The sequence below is a fragment of the Glaciimonas sp. PAMC28666 genome (assembly GCF_016917355.1).
In the GTDB taxonomy this organism is placed as follows: Bacteria; Pseudomonadota; Gammaproteobacteria; order Burkholderiales; family Burkholderiaceae_D; genus Glaciimonas.
In genome coordinates this window covers 2,942,127-2,963,200 of sequence record NZ_CP070304.1, presented here as the reverse complement: position 1 = coordinate 2,963,200, position 21,074 = coordinate 2,942,127, and the positions used below count along the sequence as shown (strand labels likewise).

General features: G+C 53.0%; 18 protein-coding genes. 2 read left to right on the top strand and 16 right to left on the bottom strand.

The features are described from left to right. Positions 1-301: 301 nt before the first annotated feature. The 5 genes from JQN73_RS12710 to JQN73_RS12690 all read right to left on the bottom strand — a co-directional run bounded on the left by JQN73_RS12710 (position 302) and on the right by JQN73_RS12690 (position 5,638). Positions 302-1,228 carry a LysR family transcriptional regulator gene (locus JQN73_RS12710; RefSeq protein ID WP_205319195.1) on the bottom strand — a complete coding sequence of 309 codons (927 nt, stop codon included), beginning with the start codon at positions 1,226-1,228 and terminating at the stop codon, positions 302-304. A gap of 128 nt (positions 1,229-1,356) precedes the next feature. Then, a complete protein-coding gene (locus JQN73_RS12705; RefSeq protein WP_205319193.1) occupies positions 1,357-1,917 on the bottom strand; it encodes a flavin reductase family protein in 561 nt (186 codons plus the stop codon). A gap of 75 nt (positions 1,918-1,992) precedes the next feature. Beyond that, positions 1,993-3,078 carry an LLM class flavin-dependent oxidoreductase gene (locus JQN73_RS12700; RefSeq protein ID WP_205319192.1) on the bottom strand — a complete coding sequence of 362 codons (1,086 nt, stop codon included), beginning with the start codon at positions 3,076-3,078 and terminating at the stop codon, positions 1,993-1,995. A gap of 270 nt (positions 3,079-3,348) precedes the next feature. Beyond that, entirely contained in the window at positions 3,349-4,101 is a 753-nt protein-coding gene (locus JQN73_RS12695; protein ID WP_205319190.1) for an IclR family transcriptional regulator, read from the bottom strand. A gap of 247 nt (positions 4,102-4,348) precedes the next feature. Continuing rightward, positions 4,349-5,638 (bottom strand): ABC transporter substrate-binding protein, encoded by a 1,290-nt coding sequence (locus tag JQN73_RS12690; protein WP_205319188.1) that lies wholly within the window; start codon positions 5,636-5,638, stop codon positions 4,349-4,351. Positions 5,639-6,133: 495 nt separating this feature from the next. Between JQN73_RS12690 and JQN73_RS12685 the strand changes: the two genes are divergently transcribed. Then, the gene (locus tag JQN73_RS12685) at positions 6,134-6,910 is read left to right on the top strand and encodes a glucose 1-dehydrogenase (RefSeq protein WP_240162250.1); all 777 of its coding nucleotides are present in this window, start codon (positions 6,134-6,136) and stop codon (positions 6,908-6,910) included. Between the two features lie 236 nt (positions 6,911-7,146). On the opposite strand, the gene JQN73_RS12680 is transcribed toward JQN73_RS12685, so the two are convergent. From JQN73_RS12680 to JQN73_RS12640, 9 genes are all read right to left on the bottom strand, one after another. Beyond that, positions 7,147-8,835 carry an NAD(P)/FAD-dependent oxidoreductase gene (locus tag JQN73_RS12680; protein WP_205319186.1) on the bottom strand — a complete coding sequence of 563 codons (1,689 nt, stop codon included), beginning with the start codon at positions 8,833-8,835 and terminating at the stop codon, positions 7,147-7,149. 57 nt (positions 8,836-8,892) lie between these two features. Continuing rightward, the gene (locus JQN73_RS12675; RefSeq protein ID WP_205319184.1) at positions 8,893-9,714 is read right to left on the bottom strand and encodes an ABC transporter ATP-binding protein; all 822 of its coding nucleotides are present in this window, start codon (positions 9,712-9,714) and stop codon (positions 8,893-8,895) included. Continuing rightward, the gene (locus JQN73_RS12670; protein ID WP_205319182.1) at positions 9,711-10,463 is read right to left on the bottom strand and encodes an ABC transporter ATP-binding protein; all 753 of its coding nucleotides are present in this window, start codon (positions 10,461-10,463) and stop codon (positions 9,711-9,713) included. Before JQN73_RS12670 ends, JQN73_RS12675 begins: the two co-directional genes overlap by 4 nt. Further along, positions 10,454-11,578: a branched-chain amino acid ABC transporter permease gene (locus JQN73_RS12665; RefSeq protein ID WP_205319180.1), complete on the bottom strand. Its 1,125-nt coding sequence runs from the start codon at positions 11,576-11,578 to the stop codon at positions 10,454-10,456. Before JQN73_RS12665 ends, JQN73_RS12670 begins: the two co-directional genes overlap by 10 nt. Next, positions 11,575-12,441: a branched-chain amino acid ABC transporter permease gene (locus tag JQN73_RS12660; RefSeq protein WP_205319178.1), complete on the bottom strand. Its 867-nt coding sequence runs from the start codon at positions 12,439-12,441 to the stop codon at positions 11,575-11,577. Before JQN73_RS12660 ends, JQN73_RS12665 begins: the two co-directional genes overlap by 4 nt. 1 nt (position 12,442) lies before the next feature. Further along, positions 12,443-13,672 (bottom strand): ABC transporter substrate-binding protein, encoded by a 1,230-nt coding sequence (locus JQN73_RS12655; protein WP_205319176.1) that lies wholly within the window; start codon positions 13,670-13,672, stop codon positions 12,443-12,445. A gap of 417 nt (positions 13,673-14,089) precedes the next feature. Next, a complete protein-coding gene (locus JQN73_RS12650; protein ID WP_205319174.1) occupies positions 14,090-14,833 on the bottom strand; it encodes a glucose 1-dehydrogenase in 744 nt (247 codons plus the stop codon). Between the two features lie 84 nt (positions 14,834-14,917). After that, positions 14,918-16,537, bottom strand: coding sequence for an NAD(P)/FAD-dependent oxidoreductase (locus JQN73_RS12645; protein WP_205319172.1), 1,620 nt, complete (start codon positions 16,535-16,537; stop codon positions 14,918-14,920). A gap of 12 nt (positions 16,538-16,549) precedes the next feature. After that, the gene (locus JQN73_RS12640; RefSeq protein WP_205319170.1) at positions 16,550-17,512 is read right to left on the bottom strand and encodes an alpha/beta hydrolase; all 963 of its coding nucleotides are present in this window, start codon (positions 17,510-17,512) and stop codon (positions 16,550-16,552) included. Positions 17,513-17,805: 293 nt separating this feature from the next. Here JQN73_RS12640 and JQN73_RS12635 point away from each other — a divergent pair, with 293 nt between their 5' ends. Further along, positions 17,806-18,615, top strand: coding sequence for a hypothetical protein (locus tag JQN73_RS12635; RefSeq protein WP_205319169.1), 810 nt, complete (start codon positions 17,806-17,808; stop codon positions 18,613-18,615). A 41-nt stretch (positions 18,616-18,656) separates the two neighbouring features. Here JQN73_RS12635 and JQN73_RS12630 read toward each other — a convergent pair whose 3' ends face one another. After that, entirely contained in the window at positions 18,657-19,784 is a 1,128-nt protein-coding gene (locus JQN73_RS12630) for a nitronate monooxygenase (RefSeq protein ID WP_205319167.1), read from the bottom strand. 46 nt (positions 19,785-19,830) lie between these two features. Further along, positions 19,831-20,829 (bottom strand): tripartite tricarboxylate transporter substrate binding protein, encoded by a 999-nt coding sequence (locus tag JQN73_RS12625; protein WP_205319160.1) that lies wholly within the window; start codon positions 20,827-20,829, stop codon positions 19,831-19,833. Positions 20,830-21,074: the final 245 nt, after the last annotated feature.

Sequence of the window (21,074 nt, the reverse complement as noted above, 5' to 3'; positions counted from 1 at the left end):
AAAATCGGATGTCATTTTTTTTTGAAAATCGCATGATCGTCCGGCAGTAGTTGCTCTCAATCAAAGAATATTTTTTCGAAAATCTGAAAATATATTCATTATTTCGAAAATAATACCTTATTTTTTTATGCAATAATTTTATTTTTGGCGTTGGGCAGGCTTTTGTTTCAATCAGGTGAAGTGAAGCAGTTAAATCAATTAGGCACGTCAAAACTACCACGTCTGCAACGCGCGAACTCCTTCTGGCGTGACCGCATTGACCGCCTTAGGAGGATATGAAAAATCGCTAGAAGTATGGCTATTACGGTGGCGTATCCATGTCACCGAGCGCCATTTCGAAGGTCGTGCATTGCAACGCTACTTCGACTATGTTGCGAATAATCAATTGTTCCTGATCGGCGTTCCAGGCAATCACGAACTCCAATTCCCGCATCACCATTTCCGGCAACAACGGCACCAGTTCCAGCCGGGCAACATGGGAACGGACAAGTATTTCCGGTAGAAGAGCGATGCCTGCGCCGCTGGCGATAATGGCGATTAACGCCATGATATTGTTGCAAGTACCGATTGCATCGCTGGCGATCCCTTGCTCGCGCAATAGATCCATCGTCATCGAGTGGCTTGCAGACGGCTTCGACAACGACCAAATGGCGTGACCATTTAACCGCTCACCGATCGTCGCGGTGGTTGAAAGCTTGCTCTGAAGCGCCGGTGCGATCATCCAGCACATACGAACGCAACCCAGCGAGGCTGATCGAATATCTGGTCCGACTGCGGGTGCTGCAAACAGCGCAACGTCAAGCTTGCCGGTTTCCAGTCGCTGTCGCATCGATGTGGTGAGATCAATTTCGATTTGATACACCACTTTCGGCATTAATTTGCGCAAGTTCGCAATGAAGGTTGGAAACCAACTCAGCGCTGCAATCTCTCCCGCACCGATACGTACCGTGCCGCTGGCAGTTTCCGGATTATCGAGATCACCAACGACGCCATCAAGGCGCCGCAACAATGGCTCAACCATTTGCACCAGTTCACGCCCCTGAAAAGTTAATTCCATGCGCCGCCCTTGCCGCCGGAACAGCGTCACGCCTAATGCTGTTTCCATTTCGCGCACGCGTGCCGAGATCGCAGGCGGTGAAGCGTTCATCTTGAGAGCGGTAGCGTGAAAAGTTCCAAGCCTGGAAATCCAGCACAACGTTTCAAGATTCAGGAGTGTGACGCGCTTCATTTAAACTCTTTGTAAACTTTAGGCTTGCTATAGCTTTATGCTCAAATGGCTTTATGCCCGATGATAGAAGTGACGATACATTATCTTTGTAAGACAGTTTGGCGAAGCCTTCAAAAAAAGTCCAGTCTCTACCAGCCTAGGTCAGCCCACATTGCGCTCAAATCTGTCGGCGCCGCACCCGTAGCAAGCGGTAATGCCGTGCAATAACGTCCCGCATTAAAAATTAACGGCTCGCCATCGTGATAAGAAATCTTATGCACCCGACCGACGAACAGAACATGATCGCCGCCGTCAATGGTGCTTTCAGTCTGGCATTGAAAACTCGCCAGCACGCCTTCGAGCACGGGTGAACCGCCCAGTCCCTCCTCGAATTCCAATCCGTCATACTTGTGCTCATGTGGTGTGGCGAAACGCTGTGACAAATCGGACTGCCCAACCCCAAGAACATTAATCGCAAAATAACCCGACGCCAAAAATCCCGGCAAAGACAGCGCATTACGTCTGATGCTCCACAATACCAATGGCGGATCCAGCGATAGAGCGGAAAAAGAGTTGGCGGTCAGTCCTTCCAATTTGCCGTCGGGCGTACGGGTCGTGATGACCGTTACGCCCGTCGGAAAGCGGCCCAACGCATTGCGTAGCTGTCGGGTATCGTGCTGCCCATCCAAAAATAAGTGGGTTACTGCCACGGTCGCTCCTGAGGATTGAAGGAAAAATTAACCGTCGGCTGAGGGACCGCTGGGGAAGCACGCATAAACATATGCTCAGTTATTCCCAACATTGACGAGGGGAAGCACTTTTTCCGCCATCAAAATCATGGAGTCGCGCGCTAGTTCGCGGTCGGTCCAATCGACGCCTGCATATAGCAACGTACCGAATTGACCAGTGACCTCTTTCAGTGCATGTATCTCATCTGCTACCTTTGACGGCGAACCAAAGATAACCAGTTGCTTCATGACGTCTTCCAGCGTCACACTATCGTCTGACATTTTTGGATCGCTTTTAAAAACGCCCAGTGAGCCGCGACGCTTCAGCTTGTTGAACAACGAACGATAGTAATAATAATAAGGACCGTCGGTGCCTAATGCATAAGCCTCTGCCGTGGCGTCATCCCTGGCAACAAAAACGGTCTTTGCGACGCGCCAGTTAGCTGTCTCTGCAGGGCGCTCGGCGCGTGCGCAACCCTCAACATATTTGGTCCAATGGCTCTTCACCCACATCGGCAACAAGAAATTGGCTGAAATCGGGTCCCAGCCGCGTGCAGCAGCTTCGGTAATACCTTGCGAAAACGGTGCTACCGCAGTGACCACGATAGGCGGGTGAGGGCGTTGCAACGGCCGCGGGATAGTTCCCATGCCAGTTTCCGCGATGTATGTGCGCTCTGTCGATATGTTCCAATGCTCACCCTTGAGGTTGTAAGGAGGCTCGGTGGTCCACAATTTCAGGATTTGATTAATCGATTCAAGAAACATCGCTGGTCTCGGCAAATCGAAATTGCCATAGGCTTCGGCATCCGAAGGCAGTGCGCCCGGGCTAATGCCGAGAATAAAACGACCACCCAGCAAATGGTCCAGCATCGCAATATGGCTAGCAATGGTCGTCGGGTGATGATTCGGAAGATTCAGGGTGCCGGTGCCGAGCTTCATTTGTTTGGTCGCATCGACCAGCGTCGCCAGAAATAACGCGGACGAGGTAATATTTTCTTCCGGATCAGTCGCATGCTCGCCTACATAACCTTCAACGAAGCCGAGTTGGTCAGCCAAAATAAACGCTTCGCGGTCTTCGCGCAGGGAAATCTGCCAATCTTTACCAATAGGATGCATAGGCATCGTGAAAAATCCGAGGTTCATCAAATCTCCTTTTATATTTTTATTCGATCTATATCGCTTGCTGCCAGTTTAAGCAAGCCAATAGATAAATAAAAGACACTTGATTGGACCGTAAACGATCAATTTTTCTGATGAGTCAAGACGGTCCGAGGCGGCAAGGATAAAACAGTTATCAATAAGTTATTTTAATTTTTTCAACTGCGTCTGTTCGCAGTTCTACCTCGCGCTGACGCCGTGCAGAAAGCACAACGCCATTGTCATATGGGCGCGGGTCGATGCGTCGACCTGAATTTAGGCAGGTTTGAAATGGCCCAGACTGCGTTCCACCTGTTCAGCGGAAGCGCGGGCGGCGTCGAGCAGTTTATGTTCATGCGACTTGGTCGCACGCCGCCCGATCACCGAAACGTGAATCGCCCCTGCCAGCGTGCCGTTGGCATAGCGGATGGGGATTGCATAACCAACTACGCCATCGACCGCTTCCTCTTCGCTTTTCGCGTAGCCTTGCTCGCGAATGCGCTGATATTCGGCTTCCAACGCATGCGCGTCCGTAATCGTATTTGCGGTTAACTTTTTGAGCGGTCCCGCTAACGCTTTTGCGGCAAGACGGGTGTCGTTTGCGGCAAATAGCTTGCCGGTGGCGGTGCAATGAAGCGATAGCCGCTCGCCCAGACGGATATCGAGGGAAATACGCTGGGTACCCATGCAGCGATCAACATAAAACACTCGCTGACCCAGATTCATACCCAAATAAACGTCATCGCCAATGGTTTTTGCCAAATCCTGCAAATGGCGGCGCGCCAAAGGCCGCACATCCAGCGAAGCCACGGTCGATAAGGCGATACCGACCACCCGAGGGCCTATCGAATAGCGCAAGTCCTCGGTCATGGTCAGCACTTCTGCCGCCACCATGGTTTGCAGCATGTTATGGACACTACTCACCGGGAGTCCTAGCGCTTCTTTGATTTCAGTGAGGCGCAGACCTTCCTTGAACCTGACTAACAGGTCGAGCACATCGAAGGTACGAAGATATCGGTCAGGACTCATGCAATGCCTCGTTAAACAGAAATTACCGATCTTGCCCCGCACTGCTGCAAGATGCTGTTAATGACCAAGTGATCACATTATGTCGGTTTTCAAAATAAAGAAAACCGAATTTTCGACCAAAGATTATAGCAAAATTTATGCCACGCTAATATATCAAACACACAACAAGCTAGCGTAGCAACTCGCCCCGAATTCCTTCAATTAAAGGAAGGAATTGAGGGCATTGTCTTTGCGAGTCTTCTAGCCGTTATTTGACGTACTTCTGATAGTCGCTGTACTTGCCAAAAGCTTTGAAACGTTTAGCATCGTAGTCATAACTGTAGACACGCAAAGCTGACATGCCAAGATGATTATCGGGGGTAAATTTTAGTTGTGATGAGACGCCTTTGGTGTCGACCTCAAATCCTTTTGCCATTGCTTCCACCATGGATGCGCGGGTTGGCTCCGGCCCTGCCCTGTTGATTGCATCCGCCACCAGTTCGCCTACGATCCATCCGCCGACAAAGTTGACGTTGGTTTTCGACGAGCTAAAACCATATTTATCGGCCGCTGCCGACATTTCCTTAATGCCGCCCGGTTCGTCGATGTCGCCCGGCGTGAAGCAGCTCACAAAATGATAATCGCGACCAGCATCAGGACCGAGGGCAGTGTAAATATCGGGGGTGCCGAGTTGGGTAATCGAAAACGTCGGAATTTTCAAGCCATATTGCTGCATCGTCCGCATTAGCAAAATGGTTGGCGTTGGGACGCCATAAACCGTGATTACGTCCGGCTTCATGGCAATGATGCCCATCACTTGCGCGGTAACATCTGCAGCACCTACCTTGACGGGAAACGCCTGCGAGGTACCGCCATACTTATGTACCTCTGCATCGACAAAGTCTGCATATTCTTTGCCACCAGCCACGTCCATATGCACGGTAGCGACCTTGAGCGCCTTGAGTTTAAGTTTGTCCGCAAAAAATCCTACACCAACTTGCGCCATTTGTTTAAATCCGCAATAACCGTTGTAAAACATGGGAGATGGCGGCTCAACCCCGGCCTTAGTAACGGCAAAGGTTCCAACGATAGGAAGTTTGCCACGGCGGATGGAGGGCATTAAGGCGACTTGTGCGCTTGTGTTGCCAAGCCCTGATATTCCCAATACCGGCGTCTGAGCGTTCAGTTTTTCATAGGCGATCCGCACCAAAGAGGCATCGTAACGATCATCTTCGAGTACCAGATTAACCTTGCGACCGCGAATCCCGCCAGACTCGTTAAGCTGCCGCATATAGGTCTGCATTCCTCGCACCCAAGGTATTTGCGATCCGGACGCGGTTCCACTCATGTCCATAATCACACCCCAGTCGATCCGATCGGAATAGACGCCGTCGTTAGGCTGTTCAAAAGCAAAGGCACTCACGGTCAGGCTGGCAATAATCAGGCTGACGCTTATTCTTCTTAAGGCAGAGCCAACATTTATCTTTGGCGCCTTATATTGCGCAGAGAACGCATCGCTTTTGATGTCTAGTTGGTGGCGATTTTGATGGTGATTCATTTTGTCTCCTGGGATTTGGCAAGTTTGGCAAGTCTGCCGAGCTATGTCGAACGTCTCATTGACTCTTTGAGCGTCCTTTTGACGGCCTGACATTGATCCGAAATAGTTAAATTTATTTTTTATATTCGATAAAAATCGGTGCAACAATTCCTACATAAGCATAATTTTTCGGTTTCCCCCCCCCCCTTCCAGGTCGTTGCTAATAACTCCCTCTACGGTTGATGCTGATGGTTCAACATGATGAAAATGGTCAGTTTTGCGATGGCACCAAAGCACTAATAGGGAATGCCCGAAGATCTTCATCACGCATTTTATAAAAATCATTATGTGTTAATATTTTCGAAAATAAAAAATATATTTCGATATTTGGAAAATAGGCGTCAGCTCCCGACATCGAAAACATCTCTACTCAAGCGATGCAAACTTAAGCATTCGGCCGCAGCCGCGCGATATCTATCGCTCAGTAACGCAACGCACAACTCAAAGGAAACACGCATGGATATTTCTTCGAATATGGCCCCGCAGGTATTGACCGGACGTCTCGCCCTCGTTACAGGCGCAGGACAAGGAAATGGTCGGGCCATCGCAATTGGCCTGGCCAGAGCAGGCGCCCGCGTCATCGTCACCGATATCAACGCTGCAAACATCAAACAGGTGGAGGAGGAAATCCGCGCTGCTGGCGGCCAGGCATGGGCGCACGTATTGGATGTGACCTCAACCGAAGCCTGCATCGCATTGGCGCAAGAAATCACTGACGATATCGGGCGCGTGAATGTTCTGGTAAATAATGCCGGAATACTCATCCGCGAAAACGTGGACAGTCCGCGTGTCGTCGCTAATATGCAACGAATGATGGATGTTAATGTGAATGGCACCTTTAACGTTACCCATGCATTCTTACCGGCATTGCGCGCGACGCGGGGATCCATTATCAACGTGGCCTCCATCGCTGCGTTTGCCGGACAACCCGGCAGCATGGGCTATTCGCCATCCAAAGGCGCGGTTAAATTATTGACGCAATCGTTGGCGGTCGAACTTGCCAAAGACGGCGTCCGCGTTAACGCGATTGCACCCGGTGTTATTGAGACTGCGATGACCATCGATACCCGAGGCACGCCGGAAACGATGCATAAGTTCATGCTCAGAACCCCTCTGGGCCGCGTTGGACAAGCTGAAGAACTGGTAGGTCCGGTCGTGTTTTTAGCTTCTGATATGGCAAGCTATGTCACTGGCGTGACATTACCGGTTGATGGCGGTTTCCTGGCTTGCTGATTGGCGCCATGCTCTTACGAGGCAATTGGAATTGTCCTCACGGTGACATTCATCGTGAGGACTGCGAGAAGAGAAATCAGGGTCTTATAAGTGGGGTCTTATACGCGGGGTCTTACAAGCAGGGCCTTACAAGCAGGGTCTTATAAGTCGGGCTCATAACCGGCTAGCTGGTACCGGACAGAAAAATTAGCATTCGGAACTACGCCCTTAGTCCCTGGGAAACATGCCCGATCTCGCTACGCCGCCGTTAGAATGAAACCCCGGTAGTCGTCCGCGGCGATCTCGTCGCACTCCTTACGATACACCCCGATTTTCGCTACATACGGCATAAACACGCGTGGCTTTCCGGGGATATTGGCACCCAGAAACCACGAGTTCGCCAGCGGGAAAAGCGTCTTGTTCGCCGCTGTATTTACATGCTCAACCCAGTCCGTCTCAGCAGCTTCTCCGGCTTCGATCGCCGCCATTTTTGCTAGATCAAGGTAGCTGATGCAATCACCTATCCAATCGACGTGCTGTTCGATGCCGACCACCATATTGACCAGAACCGAAGGGCTACCAGCGCCAGTGATGATAAACATATTGGGGAAACCAGCGGTCATCAAACCCAGATAGGTACGCGGTCCGGCGGACCATTTATCCACCAGGGCCAGACCGTCTCTGCCACGAATATCGATATTCAGCAGCGCACCGGTCAGTGCGTCGTAACCAGTAGCGCAAACCAATGCGTCAAGCGCGTAATCGGTGTCGCCGCAACGCACAGCGCTGCTGATCACTTCCGTAATCGGCGTTTTTTTCAGGTCGACCAATTTGACGTTGGTGCGATTGTAGGTTTCGTAATAGCCGGTATCGACGCAGATCCGCTTAGTGCCGAGCGGATGATCGTGTGGACAGAGCATTTCTGCCACAACAGGATCGCTGACTATGGTTCTGATCCTGGCCCGAACAAAGTCTGAAATCGTGTCGTTGGCGCGCTTATCGATCATCACATCGTTGAAGGAGTGCACAAAGTTGACGCCGCCCTTATTCCAGCGGCGCTCATATTCCTGCGCGCGCTCCGCCTCACTCGCCTGCATGGCGCCCTTATCCGAAAATTCATAGAGGGTGCCGACTTCACGGGCGCGGCTGCGGTGTTCGTGATAAACGCTCTTCCACGTTTGCTGCACTTCCGGCTTGAGCGCCTCGTTCCATCCGGGAATGGAAAAATTTGCGGTGCGCTGGAATACCACCAGCTTTTCGGCCTGACGGGCAATCGCAGGAATCGTTTGAATGCCGGAAGACCCGGTGCCGATTACGCCAACCGTTTGACCGCTAAAGTCGACACCCTCGTGCGGCCATGCACCTGTGTGATAAATCTTGCCAGTAAAGTTGGCGAGGCCTGGAATATCTGGCAACCGCGTGGCGGACAATGATCCGCTTGCCATAACGCAAAACCGGCCGGATGCATGTATCCCCGTGTCGGTTTGCAAGTTCCAACGGTTAACACTTTCGTCGAAAGTTGCAGCAGTAATTCTGGTATTGAATGCGATATCGCGGCGCAGCTCGAAACGGTCTGCTACATGCATGATATAGCGCAAGATTTCCGGCTGAGCTGCGTACTTTTCGGTCCAGACCCATTCTTGCTCAAGTTCAGAAGAAAATGAATACGAATACTGCAAGCTTTCAACATCGCAGCGCGCGCCAGGATAACGATTCCAGTACCAGACGCCACCGACGTCATCCGCGGCTTCGAAGACACGGGCGGTCAGGCCCATTGCGCGCACTCGATGCAGCATATGCAGGCCTGCGAATCCGGCCCCGATGATAAGCACATCGTAGGCTGAATCTGAGGCCAAATCCAATGCAGAATTGTCGCTACCGGCGGTCACCAAAGGATTGGCGTCATCGGTGACACCGTGATGGTTAGGTTGCTGGGAATGGGCCATGGCGTCGGTCTCATGTTGATGGTTAGCGCAGTTGGAAACTGGCGGATGTAAAAGCGTTTACGCGACTTCCGCGGCAGCGTTGTGTTCGGTGCCAAGGTAGGCCGTGATCACTGTTGGATTTGCTTGCACCTCACGTGGCGTGCCCTCGGCAATTTTGCGGCCAAAGTCGAGCACAACGATTTTGTCCGAAATGTCCATAATCACCGGAATGTCGTGTTCGACAATTAAAAAGCTGACGCCAAATTGCGCTCGCACACGCATAATCAATTCGGTCATCGCGCTTTTTTCTGCACTACTCATTCCGGCCATCGGCTCATCGAGTAAGACCAGCCGCGCTTTTTGCATGAGTGCACGGGCGAATTCAACCTGCTTTTGCCGACCGTACGGCAACTCACCGGGTAAGGCGTCGGCGATGTCGGGCATGCCTAAAAATTCCAGGACTTCAGTCGCTGCCGCAAATGCGGCGCGTTGCTCTGCGCGGGCCCGCCCGCTTGTCACGGCGCCCTGCAGCAAGCCGGACGAGCCTTGCCGATATGCTCCGACCAATAAGTTATCCATCACGGACAAACCGCCGAATAACGCCAGATTTTGGAACGTCCGCGCTACCCCGTGACGTGAGACTTGATGTGCCGGCTTCGCGGTAATGTCGGCACCATTGAAAATCACCTTTCCGGCAGTGGGTCGATACATTCCGGTGACACAGTTGAATAGCGTGGTTTTGCCAGCACCGTTCGGGCCGATCAATGACGTAATTTCTCCAGCTTGCGCAGTAAAAGACACATCATCCAATGCGCTCAGACCCTGAAAGCGCATGTGCAGCGATTCTATATCGAGCAGCGCTTTATTTTTTTCGTTGTTGATCTCACTAAGCGTAATCAAACCGTGGCCTCTTCGCGCTGGCTACCAAGGTAAGACTGCTTGACCAACGCGTTCGTCGCCACTTCATTGGCAGGACCAGATAATACGATCCGACCTCGATCCAATACATAAGCAGTGCTGGCAAACTGCAGTGCCAAACGTGCATTTTGCTCAACCACCAACATGGAAGTCCCCAAAGTGTCGCCAACTATTTTCAATTGCTGATAAATTGTTTCCACAATCAGGGGCGCAAGGCCTAACGACAACTCATCGACTAACAAAAGTCTTGGCCCTGCTACCAGAGCCCGTCCTAACGCCAACATTTGCTGTTCGCCACCGGAGAGCCAGCCAGCAGCCTGTTTACGGCGTTCCAGCAAACGCGGGAAAAGTGCATAGACTGCCTCCATCCGTTGGCTCACCGCAGCGCGCGGCAAAATGGCTGCACCAACCTGTAAATTTTCTTCAACGCTTAATTGCTTGAATACCATTCTGCCTTCCGGAACCTGTGCCATGCCAAGGCGTACCAATCGATGTGATGGCATACCAAGGACGGATGTACCAGCGAAGTTGATACTGCCGGCCGTCACACCGCCACCATGCACACCCAGCAGACCGGTAACCGCCCGGATCAGCGTGGTCTTGCCAGCGCCATTCGCACCCAATAATGCGACGATGCTCCCGCTCGGCAATGCCAGATTAACCGCATCCAGCGCCAGACCTTTGCGCGCATAAGCAACCGACAGATTATTTATATTGAGCATTATTTCCATACTGTGCTCCGCCATGAAGACAAACGCTTGCGGAATTGCGTGCCGAGGCCAGCCACGCCGCCCGGTGCAAAAATCAATAACACGACCACTAACAGGCCAAATACCAGATTCACTAATTGCGGTTTGCTGTTCAATAGAAACTGCCCAATCACGCCCGACGAGCCGCCCGCGTGCGTTGCAAAGCCGCTAATCACCGCTGGCAATAGTAGCCAAATCGCCGCCCCAACCACTGAACCGGCGAGCGAACCCATCCCGCCGATAATGATCATCGCGATGAACTGAACCGCAAAGTTGATGCTGAAAAATTCTGCCGCTACGTTGCTCATGAAATACGCATATAACGCACCTGCCACGGCGGCAATTGCAGAGCTGAAGGCGAAAGCTTTCAGTCGCAAAATACGCACGTCAATGCCAGCGGCCGTCGCGGCCAGTTCATGGTCACGCATTGCCATCAACGCACGTCCTTCACGCGAGTGCATGGTATTGCGCAGGCACATGTACACGACGACGACGACGGGCAGCAGAAAGAAATACCAGCGCAATCCAGAGTCGAGTACAACGGGTCCGATTCGCGCTTCATTGAAGGGAATACCCACCACATCAAAGAATTTGTATTGGTATTCAGCTAGCAAGTAAACAACAATGAAATGCAACGCCAACGTCGAAAGGACGAAATAGAGGCCGCGCACCCGTAGCGATGGCAAACCAGCGATGACGCCGGCGAATGCCCCGGCGGCGCCAGCGGCCACCAGCACCAGCGGGAAGGGCCAGCCCCATTGGGTTCCCGTTACCGCAGCGGCAATTGCACCAACCGCATAAAAGGCGCCGTGGCCAATCGATATCAGGCCAGCGCAACCAGTCAAATAATTTAGCGACAATGCGCCCAAAATGGCGATTAGCGTCAGATTGACCTGCGTCAGACCAATATTAAGCAGCTGCAAGTTGGATAATCTGAAACCGAATATTGCGCGTTGGTCCAACACGACCGGCAGATAACATAAGATAGCAATCGCGGCAATGACGCCGATCCAGCGCCATGGAAAAGCAGCTGAAGGGCTTGCGATGGTCGGTAGCTGGACCGATGCTGGCAGAGGAGGTTGTGTGGTCATAGTCATACCCGTCCCAGCTCACGTTGACCGAATAAGCCCCACGGTCTGACCATCAGGATCATCAAAAGCGGCGCATAGATTAATATATCGCGCGCCTTCGGTGAGATATAGCCCGACCCGAATTGCTCAATCAAACCGACCAACAGGCCACCGACGATAGCCCCCGGAATACTCTGCAGGCCGCCGATCACCACTGCTGGCAACGCCAACAAGCCGATGTTTTCCAATTCCACTGTGGCGACCTGCAGTTGGCCTAAAAAGACCCCGCCGATCGCTGCCAGAACGCATCCGATAGCCCACGCCAGCGCGTTGATCCGATTCACATTGATACCAGACACCAGCGCTGCTTCATGACTGTCAGCGGTAGCGCGCATCAACAGCCCCATCGAAGTAAATTTAAAAAATGCCCCCACGCCCGCCATACAGGCCCAGCTCACCAACGCAGCAGTCAAATGCAACTCCGAGATGCGGACACCGCCGACCAAAAAACTACCGGTCGGTAAGGGGGTGGTTAGTGCGCGTGCTTGCGGACCGTAGATCAATTCAATCATGGCGCGTAATACAATCGCCAACGCAATGGTGATCATAATTACCGGCAACAATGGGCGACCAGCCAACGGGCGAATCAACAACGCATGAATCACCGCACCTAATAATGCAGCGGCAAGAACGATGAATACCACCGCCATAGGAAAGGGCAAACCGAGCTGAGTACTGCCGGTCACCGCCAGATAGGCGCCGACCACCACCAACATGCCTTGGGCAAAATTGAAGACTCCGGTGGCCTTGAAAATTACCGCGAAGCCCAGCGCGACCAGACCGTAAATGCTGCCCAGCGCCAGACCGCTAAAGAGGATTTGGGCCATCATATTATTTGACGTACTGCTGATAATCGCTGTATTTACCGAAAGCCTTAAACCGCTTGGCATCGTAATCGTAGTTATACGGTCGCAACAGTACTAAACCGAGGTGGTTATCAGGGGTATATTTAAGTTGCGAAGAGACGCCCTTGGTGTCTACTTCAAAACCTTTCGACATGGCGCTGATCAATGCAGCGCGAGTTGGCTCCGCACCGGCTTTCGCGATTGATTCAGCGGCCAGTTGGCCGACCACCCAACCAGCGACGTAATTGACATCATTCTTCAAGGAGCCATTTCCATACTTCTCGGCCAATGCTGACATATCCTTGATAGCAGGCGTCTCTTCGATACCACCCGGCGTGAAGCAGCTGACGAAATAATAGTTGCTGCCAGTCTTGGGGCCGAGAGCTTCATACACACCCGGCGTACCGAGATAAGTAATGGCAAAGGTAGGAATATTCAATCCGTATTGTTGCATTGCCCGCATCACCAGAATGGCGGTAGTCGGCACGCCATGGATGGCGACAAAATCCGGTTTCATCTTGATGATCTCAAGCACTTGCGCGGTCGCATCAGCCGCGGCGACTTTAATTTGAATTGATTGCGACGTGCCGCCGCGCTGCGCTACTGCCTCTTCAATGTAGCTTGCGTATTCTTTTCCGGAGGCAACATCCAGGTTAACTGTAGCGACCTTTGGGGCCTTCAATTTTAACTTATCGATAAAAAATCCTACCCCAACCTGCGCCATTTCACGGAAACCGCAGAACGATCCGTAATAGAGTGGAGAGGCTGGCTCGACCGCTGGCTTGGTGGTCACATACGTGCCGACGACCGGCACCTTACCGCGTCGAATGGATGGTGCCAACGCAACCTGTGCGCTCGAATTGCCCATGCCTGAGATGCCCAAAACAGGTGTTTGGTTAACCAACTTATCGTAAGCGACGCGATCAAGAGACGCATCATAGCGATCGTCTTCTGTAAGGACATTGATTTTACGGCCGTGAATACCGCCGCTTTCATTGACTTTACGCATATACGCCTGGAAACCGCGCACCCACGGCAGCTGTGCCGCAGAGGCGGGTCCACTCATATCCATCATGACGCCCCAGTCAATGTGGTCTGCGTAGACGCCATCATTTTCTTGCTCAAAGGCATGTGCGCTGAGTGCAAGGCTGGCAGTGAACAGGCCCAGTGCAATTTTACGTGCAGAGGCGCGCGCGCCGCTTTTGAATGCAGTCATTTCATCTCCTGAGTCGCTAGCCTGTCAACGCTAAGCGATTGCAGGCAAGTCGTTTTAATTTAATATTTCGAATATTCGAAATTCAATCTGTATTTGCGAAAATATTATCACGAATACGCTCCCCCGCAACGACGATTTATCGATTTATCGCGTATCTTTTCATCCCAATGCACCCAAGAACTATTTATAGAAGTTGCCGATAAAGACAGCACGGTCGGTCCCGGGGGGGCTGGACCGTGTCGTGTACGCGGCAGGGAAAGAAAAGCAGAACGCCGTTAGGGTTGGATGCCACGATAGTCTTTCAGGACTTGCCAAAAATCGTCCCAGCAAGGCGTGCCGACGCAGACAGAACGTCAGTACCGGGCCGCGTAGGTGGCCAGGAAAGCACAACCCCGCTGGGGCGGTTTTTGGTAGGTCCTAAAGGGCGGCGCCGCCGTCCATTGCGACTTCGGAGCCGGTCATATATAAGCTGTCATCGGATAGAAGAAATAGCACTAACTTAGCAATTTCTTCCTTGGTGCCGAGCCGCTTCATAGGTACTTGCTGGACTCTGCGCAGATTTTCTTCGCGACTACGGATGTTGAGCATGTCGGTATCGATGGGTCCGGGATGGACAGAATTGACGCGGATGTTACGGTCTGCCAGTTCCAGCGCCGCGGCCTTGGTCATGCCCCGCACTGCCCATTTGCTGGCCGTATAAGCGATCGAGTTGGGCGCACTACGCAGGGCGACGGTAGAGGACATATTGACTATCGCGCCGCTACCGGTTTCTTCAAACGCCGCGACCACGGCGCGCATGCCAAGGAACGTACCCAACTGATTGATGCGCATGTGCCGTTCAAACTGCGCCGTGTCGGTATCGACCAGCGCTTGCGGTGTATACACGCCGGCGTTATTTACCAGACCATGTAGTTTACCCATATTGCGCGCTACCGCTACGGCAGCATCCCATTGCGCTTCGGAGGTTACGTCGAGCGGTTGAAAAATGCACGCTTCGCCTAATTCTTGCGCCAACTTTTGGCCTTCCTCGATAAGCACATCCGCAATGACAACTTTTGCGCCCTCTGCCACCAGAAACCGCGCTTGCGCAGTACCAAGGCCACGTGCCCCGCCGGATATCAAAAATACTCTATCCGTGAATCGATTCGAATTGCTGGTCATATATGTGTCCATGATGTAATTTCAATTTCTGCGTGTGAGGCTTTACCGGCGCTATCAAGGGCGACGGTCAGCGCTCGTTAAATGTTAAAACGGCTTAAAAGCAAAGCCGCGATAATCGTCTGCGGCAACGTCATCGCATATTTCCGTGTAATTGCCCAAGCCGCCAACATAGGGCAAAAAGACCTGCGGTTTACCCGGAATGTTCGCTCCCATAAACCAGGACTTGGTAGTAGGAAACAGCGTCTTTGAAGCAACCTCATTGACGTGTGCCACCCAATCGTTCTCGGCGCTCGCATCCGCTTCGGCCACGCCACGCTTGTGTTCCTGCATAGAGGCGATACACTTGGCGATCCAGTCTACGTGCTGCTCGATGGCTACGACGACGTTGGTCAATATCGATGGACTGCCCGGGCCCGTGATGAAAAATAGATTTGGAAAACCCGCTGTCATCAGGCCCAGGTAAGTACGCGGACCCTCAACCCACTTATCCTTCAATGCCAGCCCTCCGGTTCCGCGAATATCGATGCGATCCAGCGCGCCAGTCACCGCGTCATAACCGGTCGCAAACACGATGCAGTCCAGCGCATAGGTGGCGGTGACGGTGCGAATCCCTTCCGGTACGATCTCTTCAATCGGTGCTGCCCGGAGATCGACAAGACTGACGTGCGCTTGATTAAATGTCTGGTAATAATCGGTATCGACACAAATTCGCTTGGTGCCGATTGCGTGATCGTTGGGCGCGAGGAGCGCAGCCACATCAGGATCATTGACTGTTGCATGAATCTTATTGCGCACGAATTGCGCAGCGCTATCGTTCGAGGTGCGGTTGGTGTAAATATCGTTAAACGCGTGCGTATAGTTGGCCCCGCCCCTATTCCAGCGGCGTTCGTATTCCAGCTCGCGTTCGGCCTGCGGCACCTCTGTGGTAGCACGGGTGCTGTATTCGTACAAAATTCCGGAGCGGGTACGCCGCGCCTTTTCCCGATTGGCCGCGTAATCTGCTTTCCAGGCTTGCTGATCCTCATCCGACAATGGTCGGTTCCATGCCGGAATGCTGAAATTCGGCGTACGTTGAAAGACCACCAACTCGCTGGCTTGCTTCGCTATCACGGGAATGGTCTGAATACCTGACGAGCCAGTCCCAATGACACCGACTCGCATTCCGGTGAAGTCGACCGGTTCGTGCGGCCAGTTCCCGGTGTGGTAGCACTGTCCTTTAAAGCTCGCCAAGCCTGCCAGATCCGGCATCCTTGCGGCAGACAAACAACCCGCAGCAGTGATCAGGAAGCGCGCCGATAAGGTTGCGCCTTGTTCTGTGCGCACGCTCCAGCGCTGACTCTCTGGGTCGTAGCTGGCACTGGCGATTCTGGTTTCAAACGCAATATCGGAACGCAGTTCAAAGCGGTCTGCGACGTGATTGATGTAGCGCAGTATTTCGTCTTGCTTCGGGTAGCGCTCGGTCCATTGCCACTCCTGTTGCAGCTCTTCTGAAAAGGAGTAGGAATATTGCATACTCTCGACGTCGCAACGTGCGCCGGGATAGCGGTTCCAATACCAGGTTCCCCCTACTCCCTTACCCGCTTCAAAGACTTGCGTTTTCAAGCCGAGCTGGCGCAGGCGATGCAACATGTAAAGCCCTGCAAAGCCAGCACCGATGACGACGACATCGACGTCCCCGGCAAGAGTTGAATGGTTACGGATCATGGATGCTTCTTTCTAATTGGTTGCATTGATGGAATACAAAGCGGCGCCCAGCGTGGCGCCAATATAATCAACGACGATATTGCTGGTGGTCAGAAACTGGCCCATCATCAGCATTCCGTGGATCTGGTCAGATAAGTGCAGCGATGTAACACGAACGCCTTCGTCTTCCAGTCGACGCGCGTAAGCAAGACCTTCGTCGCACAGAGGATCGTTGCTGACCGTGACCACCAGCGCCGGCGGGGTTCCGGCCAGACTCGCGGCCTTTAATGGCGATGCGCGCCAGTCAAACCGATCGTGTGTATCAGGCGTGTAATGTTCGATAAAATATTGCATGGTGGCCGCAGTCAGCGGCACGCCCGAAGTTATGGTCTGGTAGGAGTTACTGGACGCAGTTAAATCGACAGCCGGATAAATGAGTGCCTGATATGCCAGCGGCGGCGCATTGCCGTCGCGCGCCATCAATGCCAACACAGCTGCCAGATTGCCGCCCGCGCTGTCGCCACCGACGCCGATACGATCCGGGACAAGCGACAACTCGACCGCATTATCGAACACCCAGCGTAGCGCCGTTGCTGCATCCTCCAGCGCTGCCGGAAAGCGGTGCTCCGGTGCCAGCCGGTAATCCACGGCAACGACACACACACGGGCTGCATTCGCCAGCCGACGGCATAGCCGATCGTGACTTTCCAGGTTACCAATCACCCATCCGCCGCCATGCAGAAAGACCAGACAAGGAAGTTGCGCATCGAGCTGGCTTCCCAACGGGCGATACACGCGCAAACATAAAGGAGCACCTTGCGCAGGAATTAGGACATCGCGAACCGAGGCGACTTCAACGCAGGGGGCTTGCATCATATCGCGAGAAGCGGCATAGGCGATGCGCGCAGCCTCAGGGGTTAACGCTTCAAACGGGGCACGTCCCGCTGCGCGGCCTAACGCGAGCAAATGTTCGACTTCCGGGTCTAATGTTGGCATGGGGTTTACGCGATGTGAGGTTAAAGAAGCCTGCTATTACAAGACAAGCAGGCTAAGTGTTATTACATCCATTTGACTATGCACCCGCGTCAATCCTGCGTTGTCAGTCGGCAGCACGGATAACGTCACGATCAGCTGTTGTGATAGATGGTCACGATCAATGGAAATTTGGAATTCCTACATTAGCGCAGCAATCAATCACTCATGATCCGTCCGCCTCAGGTAACAATTGACGCAACTATTTTGAATAACTATACTCGAATTTCGAAAATATTTTCGTTTTTTCGAAATTCATGCTGAGTCATCAAGGTCCATTCAAACAGGAGTTTATTTTGATTGTCATGCAAACACTGAAAAAAGCGCGAACATTGGAAATAGCTTGTCGTGCGCGGAATACGCCGCAGTTCGTTGGCCACATTACCGATTTAATCGTGCCCGACATCACCCCCAACGACGGCTCGCCGCGCGCTCAGGCATATCTGGTCGAACAGACGCCGAATTGGACGCTGCCTACGCATTTCCATACGCAACATCAATTTCAGGTATTCGTTGCCGGTGGCGGATCGCTCGGGAAGCATAACATCCGACATTTAGAAATACATTATGCGTCGCCTTATTCGGCCTACGGACCATTGGTATCGGGTGACCGCGGCGCGTCCTATCTGACGCTCCGTCTGATGGGTGACACCGGCGCCTGGTACTTACCTGAATCGCGACCGCATTTACCGCTACGCATCAAGAAGCAGCAAATACATGCTGCGCCTGAGGCAAGCACGATGGCGCAACCGTTGGCCAGTCTAACGTCGCCAGTCGAAGCAGCGCTGATTGCGCCGGAAGAGAGCGGACTGGCGGCCTGGATCTTCCGCCTGCCACCGCATCACAAAATGCCTGCTCCTGCGAGCGGGGAAAATAACGGGGGGCGTTTTTACGTCGTCACAGAAGGTGCGCTGTGCGTCGACGGCGCGGAGTTAACCGGGTTGGCGACGCTCTTTATTTCGTGCGATAAAGTACTGGACCTTGAGGCTGGGACAAGCGGCGTCGAAGTGATCATATTGCAGTTTCCGGCTAGCGCCTTGGTCGACGCCAGCACGGTTGCTGCATAAATGGTTGCTGCATAAATAATTGCAGTAAAGTGGGAAAGTAATTAGTCAGCCGGAGACAATTGGCGCAAGCGATCCATGGTATCGAGATATTCAAGTTGCAAGCGATACATGACGTCACGAACCGTACTTTCTTCGTTGAGCATGCCAACGACCTGACCCACAGGGAAAGAATACAAATCCTTGCGCCTGGCACGCACCACGCGGGCATGCGCTTCATTGTAGAGAATACCCTGCAGAGGCGTCGGCAAATACGCGGGTGCGCCGGGTTGTTCCCATGCTTCCGACAGAGCGCTCTTGATCATCCGCACCGGTTTGCCGGTCCTGGCCCGGCGCCGCACGGCATCTTCAGTACGAGTTTCAAACAAGACCTCTTTTTCGAACGAGTCCAGCTCGCTCTCACGCGTACCTAACCAAAGACTGCCACACCAAACGCCTTGCGCACCGAGGGCCAACGCCGCCGCGATCTGGCTACCTTTTGCGATACCGCCAGCTGCCAATACCGCTACCTCGTCTCCGCAGGCGTCCACCACTTGCGGCACCAATACCATCGTCGCAATATCACCTGTATGCCCGCCCGCCTCAGTTCCCTGCGCAACGATAAGCTGAACGCCAGCGGCGCGATGGCGCGCAGCGTGTTCACCCTTGCCGCACATCGCACCGATCATGACGTTGCGCTCACGTAGTTCAGCCACCACATCGGGTGGTGGTGAACCGAGTGCACTGACGACCAGCTTGACTTGAGGATGTGTCAGTGCAACCCGCAGTAAGCGGCGCGCGCCGTCAGGGGTCATATTGCCACGACCGTTCACGATCGCGGCGTGTATCCGCTCTCGCTCATCGGCAGGCAGCGGCGGCACACCGGCGTCGTCCAGTATTTTGTCCATAAAAGCGCGATGGGTGTGTGGTATCAACTGCTCAAGATCTGCGGTGCTGCTTTCAGATTGTTTGTCATAGCGGGTTGGAATAATGACGTCAACCCCATACGGACGGCCACCTACGTGTTCATCAATCCAGCATAGTTCCGTTTCCAGTTGCTCGGGCGAAAAAGTGGACGCTCCCAAGACCCCAAAACCGCCCGCCTTGGTCACTTCGACGACTACGTCGCGACAATGAGAGAAGGCGAAGATAGGTAAATCGCAGCCAAGTTTTTCACAAATAGGGGTACGCATAATGCTATTCCTTGATAAGGCAAATACAAAAAATATGAGTCAATGGTTAAAGCGCAATACCGAGTTTTTTGACGAGCGGGGTCCAGCGCGCCACTTCGGCGGCAACGAAAGCCTGCGCCTGGGCCGGACTGGATTTCAAGACTGGCTCAATCCCCATCTGGAGTAACTGTGCCTGTACCGCAGGCCGCGCCATCACGCGTCCGACCGCCAGTGAGATCGGTTCGATTACGTCATGCGGCGTGCCTAACGGTGCTGCCAGCAAGTTAGCGGTCCCCGCCAGCAAGTCATACCCGGCTTCGCGCGAAGTGGGTACATCTGGAAGATTGCGTTCACGCACTTCCCCCATCGTGGTAATGATGCGTAATTTTCCAGATTTTTGATACGGCATGAGCGTACCCGAGGTCTCGACAACAAACTGGACGTCGCCCGCAAGCGTTGCGACAATGGCGCCCGCACTGCCGTTATAGGCGATGTCAGCTACGTCAATCCCAGCCATGGACTTGAACAGTTCAGCAGCCAGATGCACCGTGGTGCCAAGACCAGCATGTCCGTAAGATAATTTATTTGGATGCGCCTTTGCGTAAGCGACTAAGCCCTTGAGATCCGTCACGGGAAGATTTGGGTTGACCGCGATCACGAATGGCGCGTTGCTTAATAGTCCTATCCATTGAAAATCGGTAACCGGATTATAAGGCGGCCTGGCACGTGAAATGGGTGCCGATACAGCCGTCGAACCGGTTGCCATCATCAGCTGACTGCCATCTTTTGGGCCGTGCAGGAAAGTGAGCGCCACGGTCATACCCCCTGCCCCTGGCTTATTCTCTATCACAATCGGATTGCCTAATTCTTCCCGCAATGAGTTTGCAAAAATGCGTGCGAACGTATCACCCGCACCGCCGGGTGGAAAACCGACCATGATCTTAATCAACGCATCAGAGGAACGCGCTAGCGCGGGACTGACGCCCAACGCGAGACTTGAGAAGGCCATTGCAGCACCCCGAATGAGGCTGCGGCGCTGGCGCGAAAAGCGTGATCTGTCGTTCATGGATGTTTACCTGTTGCGGTGGCGCTTTAAAAGCGCGAACGGCTTGCGGCGCTTGTACTACGCCGGAAAGCCGCGTCTCGTTTATCGTAATTTCGAAATATTATTCTTTATTTCGAAAATGATACCATGCCAGTCAAAGACTATCTGTTTATTTAAAGGCGTAAAAATCACTCCCTAAGGCAAAAGCCAAGGCAAAATGATGTTAAGTTGAGGTGAACAGAAGCAGAGAAAATTCTGGCTGGAGA

Excerpts from the sequence above, each read along its gene's own strand:
- JQN73_RS12710 (WP_205319195.1), bottom strand. The coding sequence starts at position 1,228 with ATGAAGCGCGTCACACTCCTGAATCTTGAAACGTTGTGCTGGATTTCC.
- JQN73_RS12700 (WP_205319192.1), bottom strand. The coding sequence starts at position 3,078 with ATGAACCTCGGATTTTTCACGATGCCTATGCATCCTATTGGTAAAGAT.
- JQN73_RS12695 (WP_205319190.1), bottom strand. The coding sequence starts at position 4,101 with ATGAGTCCTGACCGATATCTTCGTACCTTCGATGTGCTCGACCTGTTA.
- JQN73_RS12690 (WP_205319188.1), bottom strand. The coding sequence starts at position 5,638 with ATGAATCACCATCAAAATCGCCACCAACTAGACATCAAAAGCGATGCG.
- JQN73_RS12685 (WP_240162250.1), top strand. The coding sequence starts at position 6,134 with ATGGATATTTCTTCGAATATGGCCCCGCAGGTATTGACCGGACGTCTC.
- JQN73_RS12680 (WP_205319186.1), bottom strand. The coding sequence starts at position 8,835 with ATGGCCCATTCCCAGCAACCTAACCATCACGGTGTCACCGATGACGCC.
- JQN73_RS12670 (WP_205319182.1), bottom strand. The coding sequence starts at position 10,463 with ATGGAAATAATGCTCAATATAAATAATCTGTCGGTTGCTTATGCGCGC.
- JQN73_RS12665 (WP_205319180.1), bottom strand. The coding sequence starts at position 11,578 with ATGACTATGACCACACAACCTCCTCTGCCAGCATCGGTCCAGCTACCG.
- JQN73_RS12660 (WP_205319178.1), bottom strand. The coding sequence starts at position 12,441 with ATGATGGCCCAAATCCTCTTTAGCGGTCTGGCGCTGGGCAGCATTTAC.
- JQN73_RS12655 (WP_205319176.1), bottom strand. The coding sequence starts at position 13,672 with ATGACTGCATTCAAAAGCGGCGCGCGCGCCTCTGCACGTAAAATTGCA.
- JQN73_RS12650 (WP_205319174.1), bottom strand. The coding sequence starts at position 14,833 with ATGACCAGCAATTCGAATCGATTCACGGATAGAGTATTTTTGATATCC.
- JQN73_RS12645 (WP_205319172.1), bottom strand. The coding sequence starts at position 16,537 with ATGATCCGTAACCATTCAACTCTTGCCGGGGACGTCGATGTCGTCGTC.
- JQN73_RS12640 (WP_205319170.1), bottom strand. The coding sequence starts at position 17,512 with ATGCCAACATTAGACCCGGAAGTCGAACATTTGCTCGCGTTAGGCCGC.
- JQN73_RS12635 (WP_205319169.1), top strand. The coding sequence starts at position 17,806 with ATGCTGAGTCATCAAGGTCCATTCAAACAGGAGTTTATTTTGATTGTC.
- JQN73_RS12630 (WP_205319167.1), bottom strand. The coding sequence starts at position 19,784 with ATGCGTACCCCTATTTGTGAAAAACTTGGCTGCGATTTACCTATCTTC.
- JQN73_RS12625 (WP_205319160.1), bottom strand. The coding sequence starts at position 20,829 with ATGAACGACAGATCACGCTTTTCGCGCCAGCGCCGCAGCCTCATTCGG.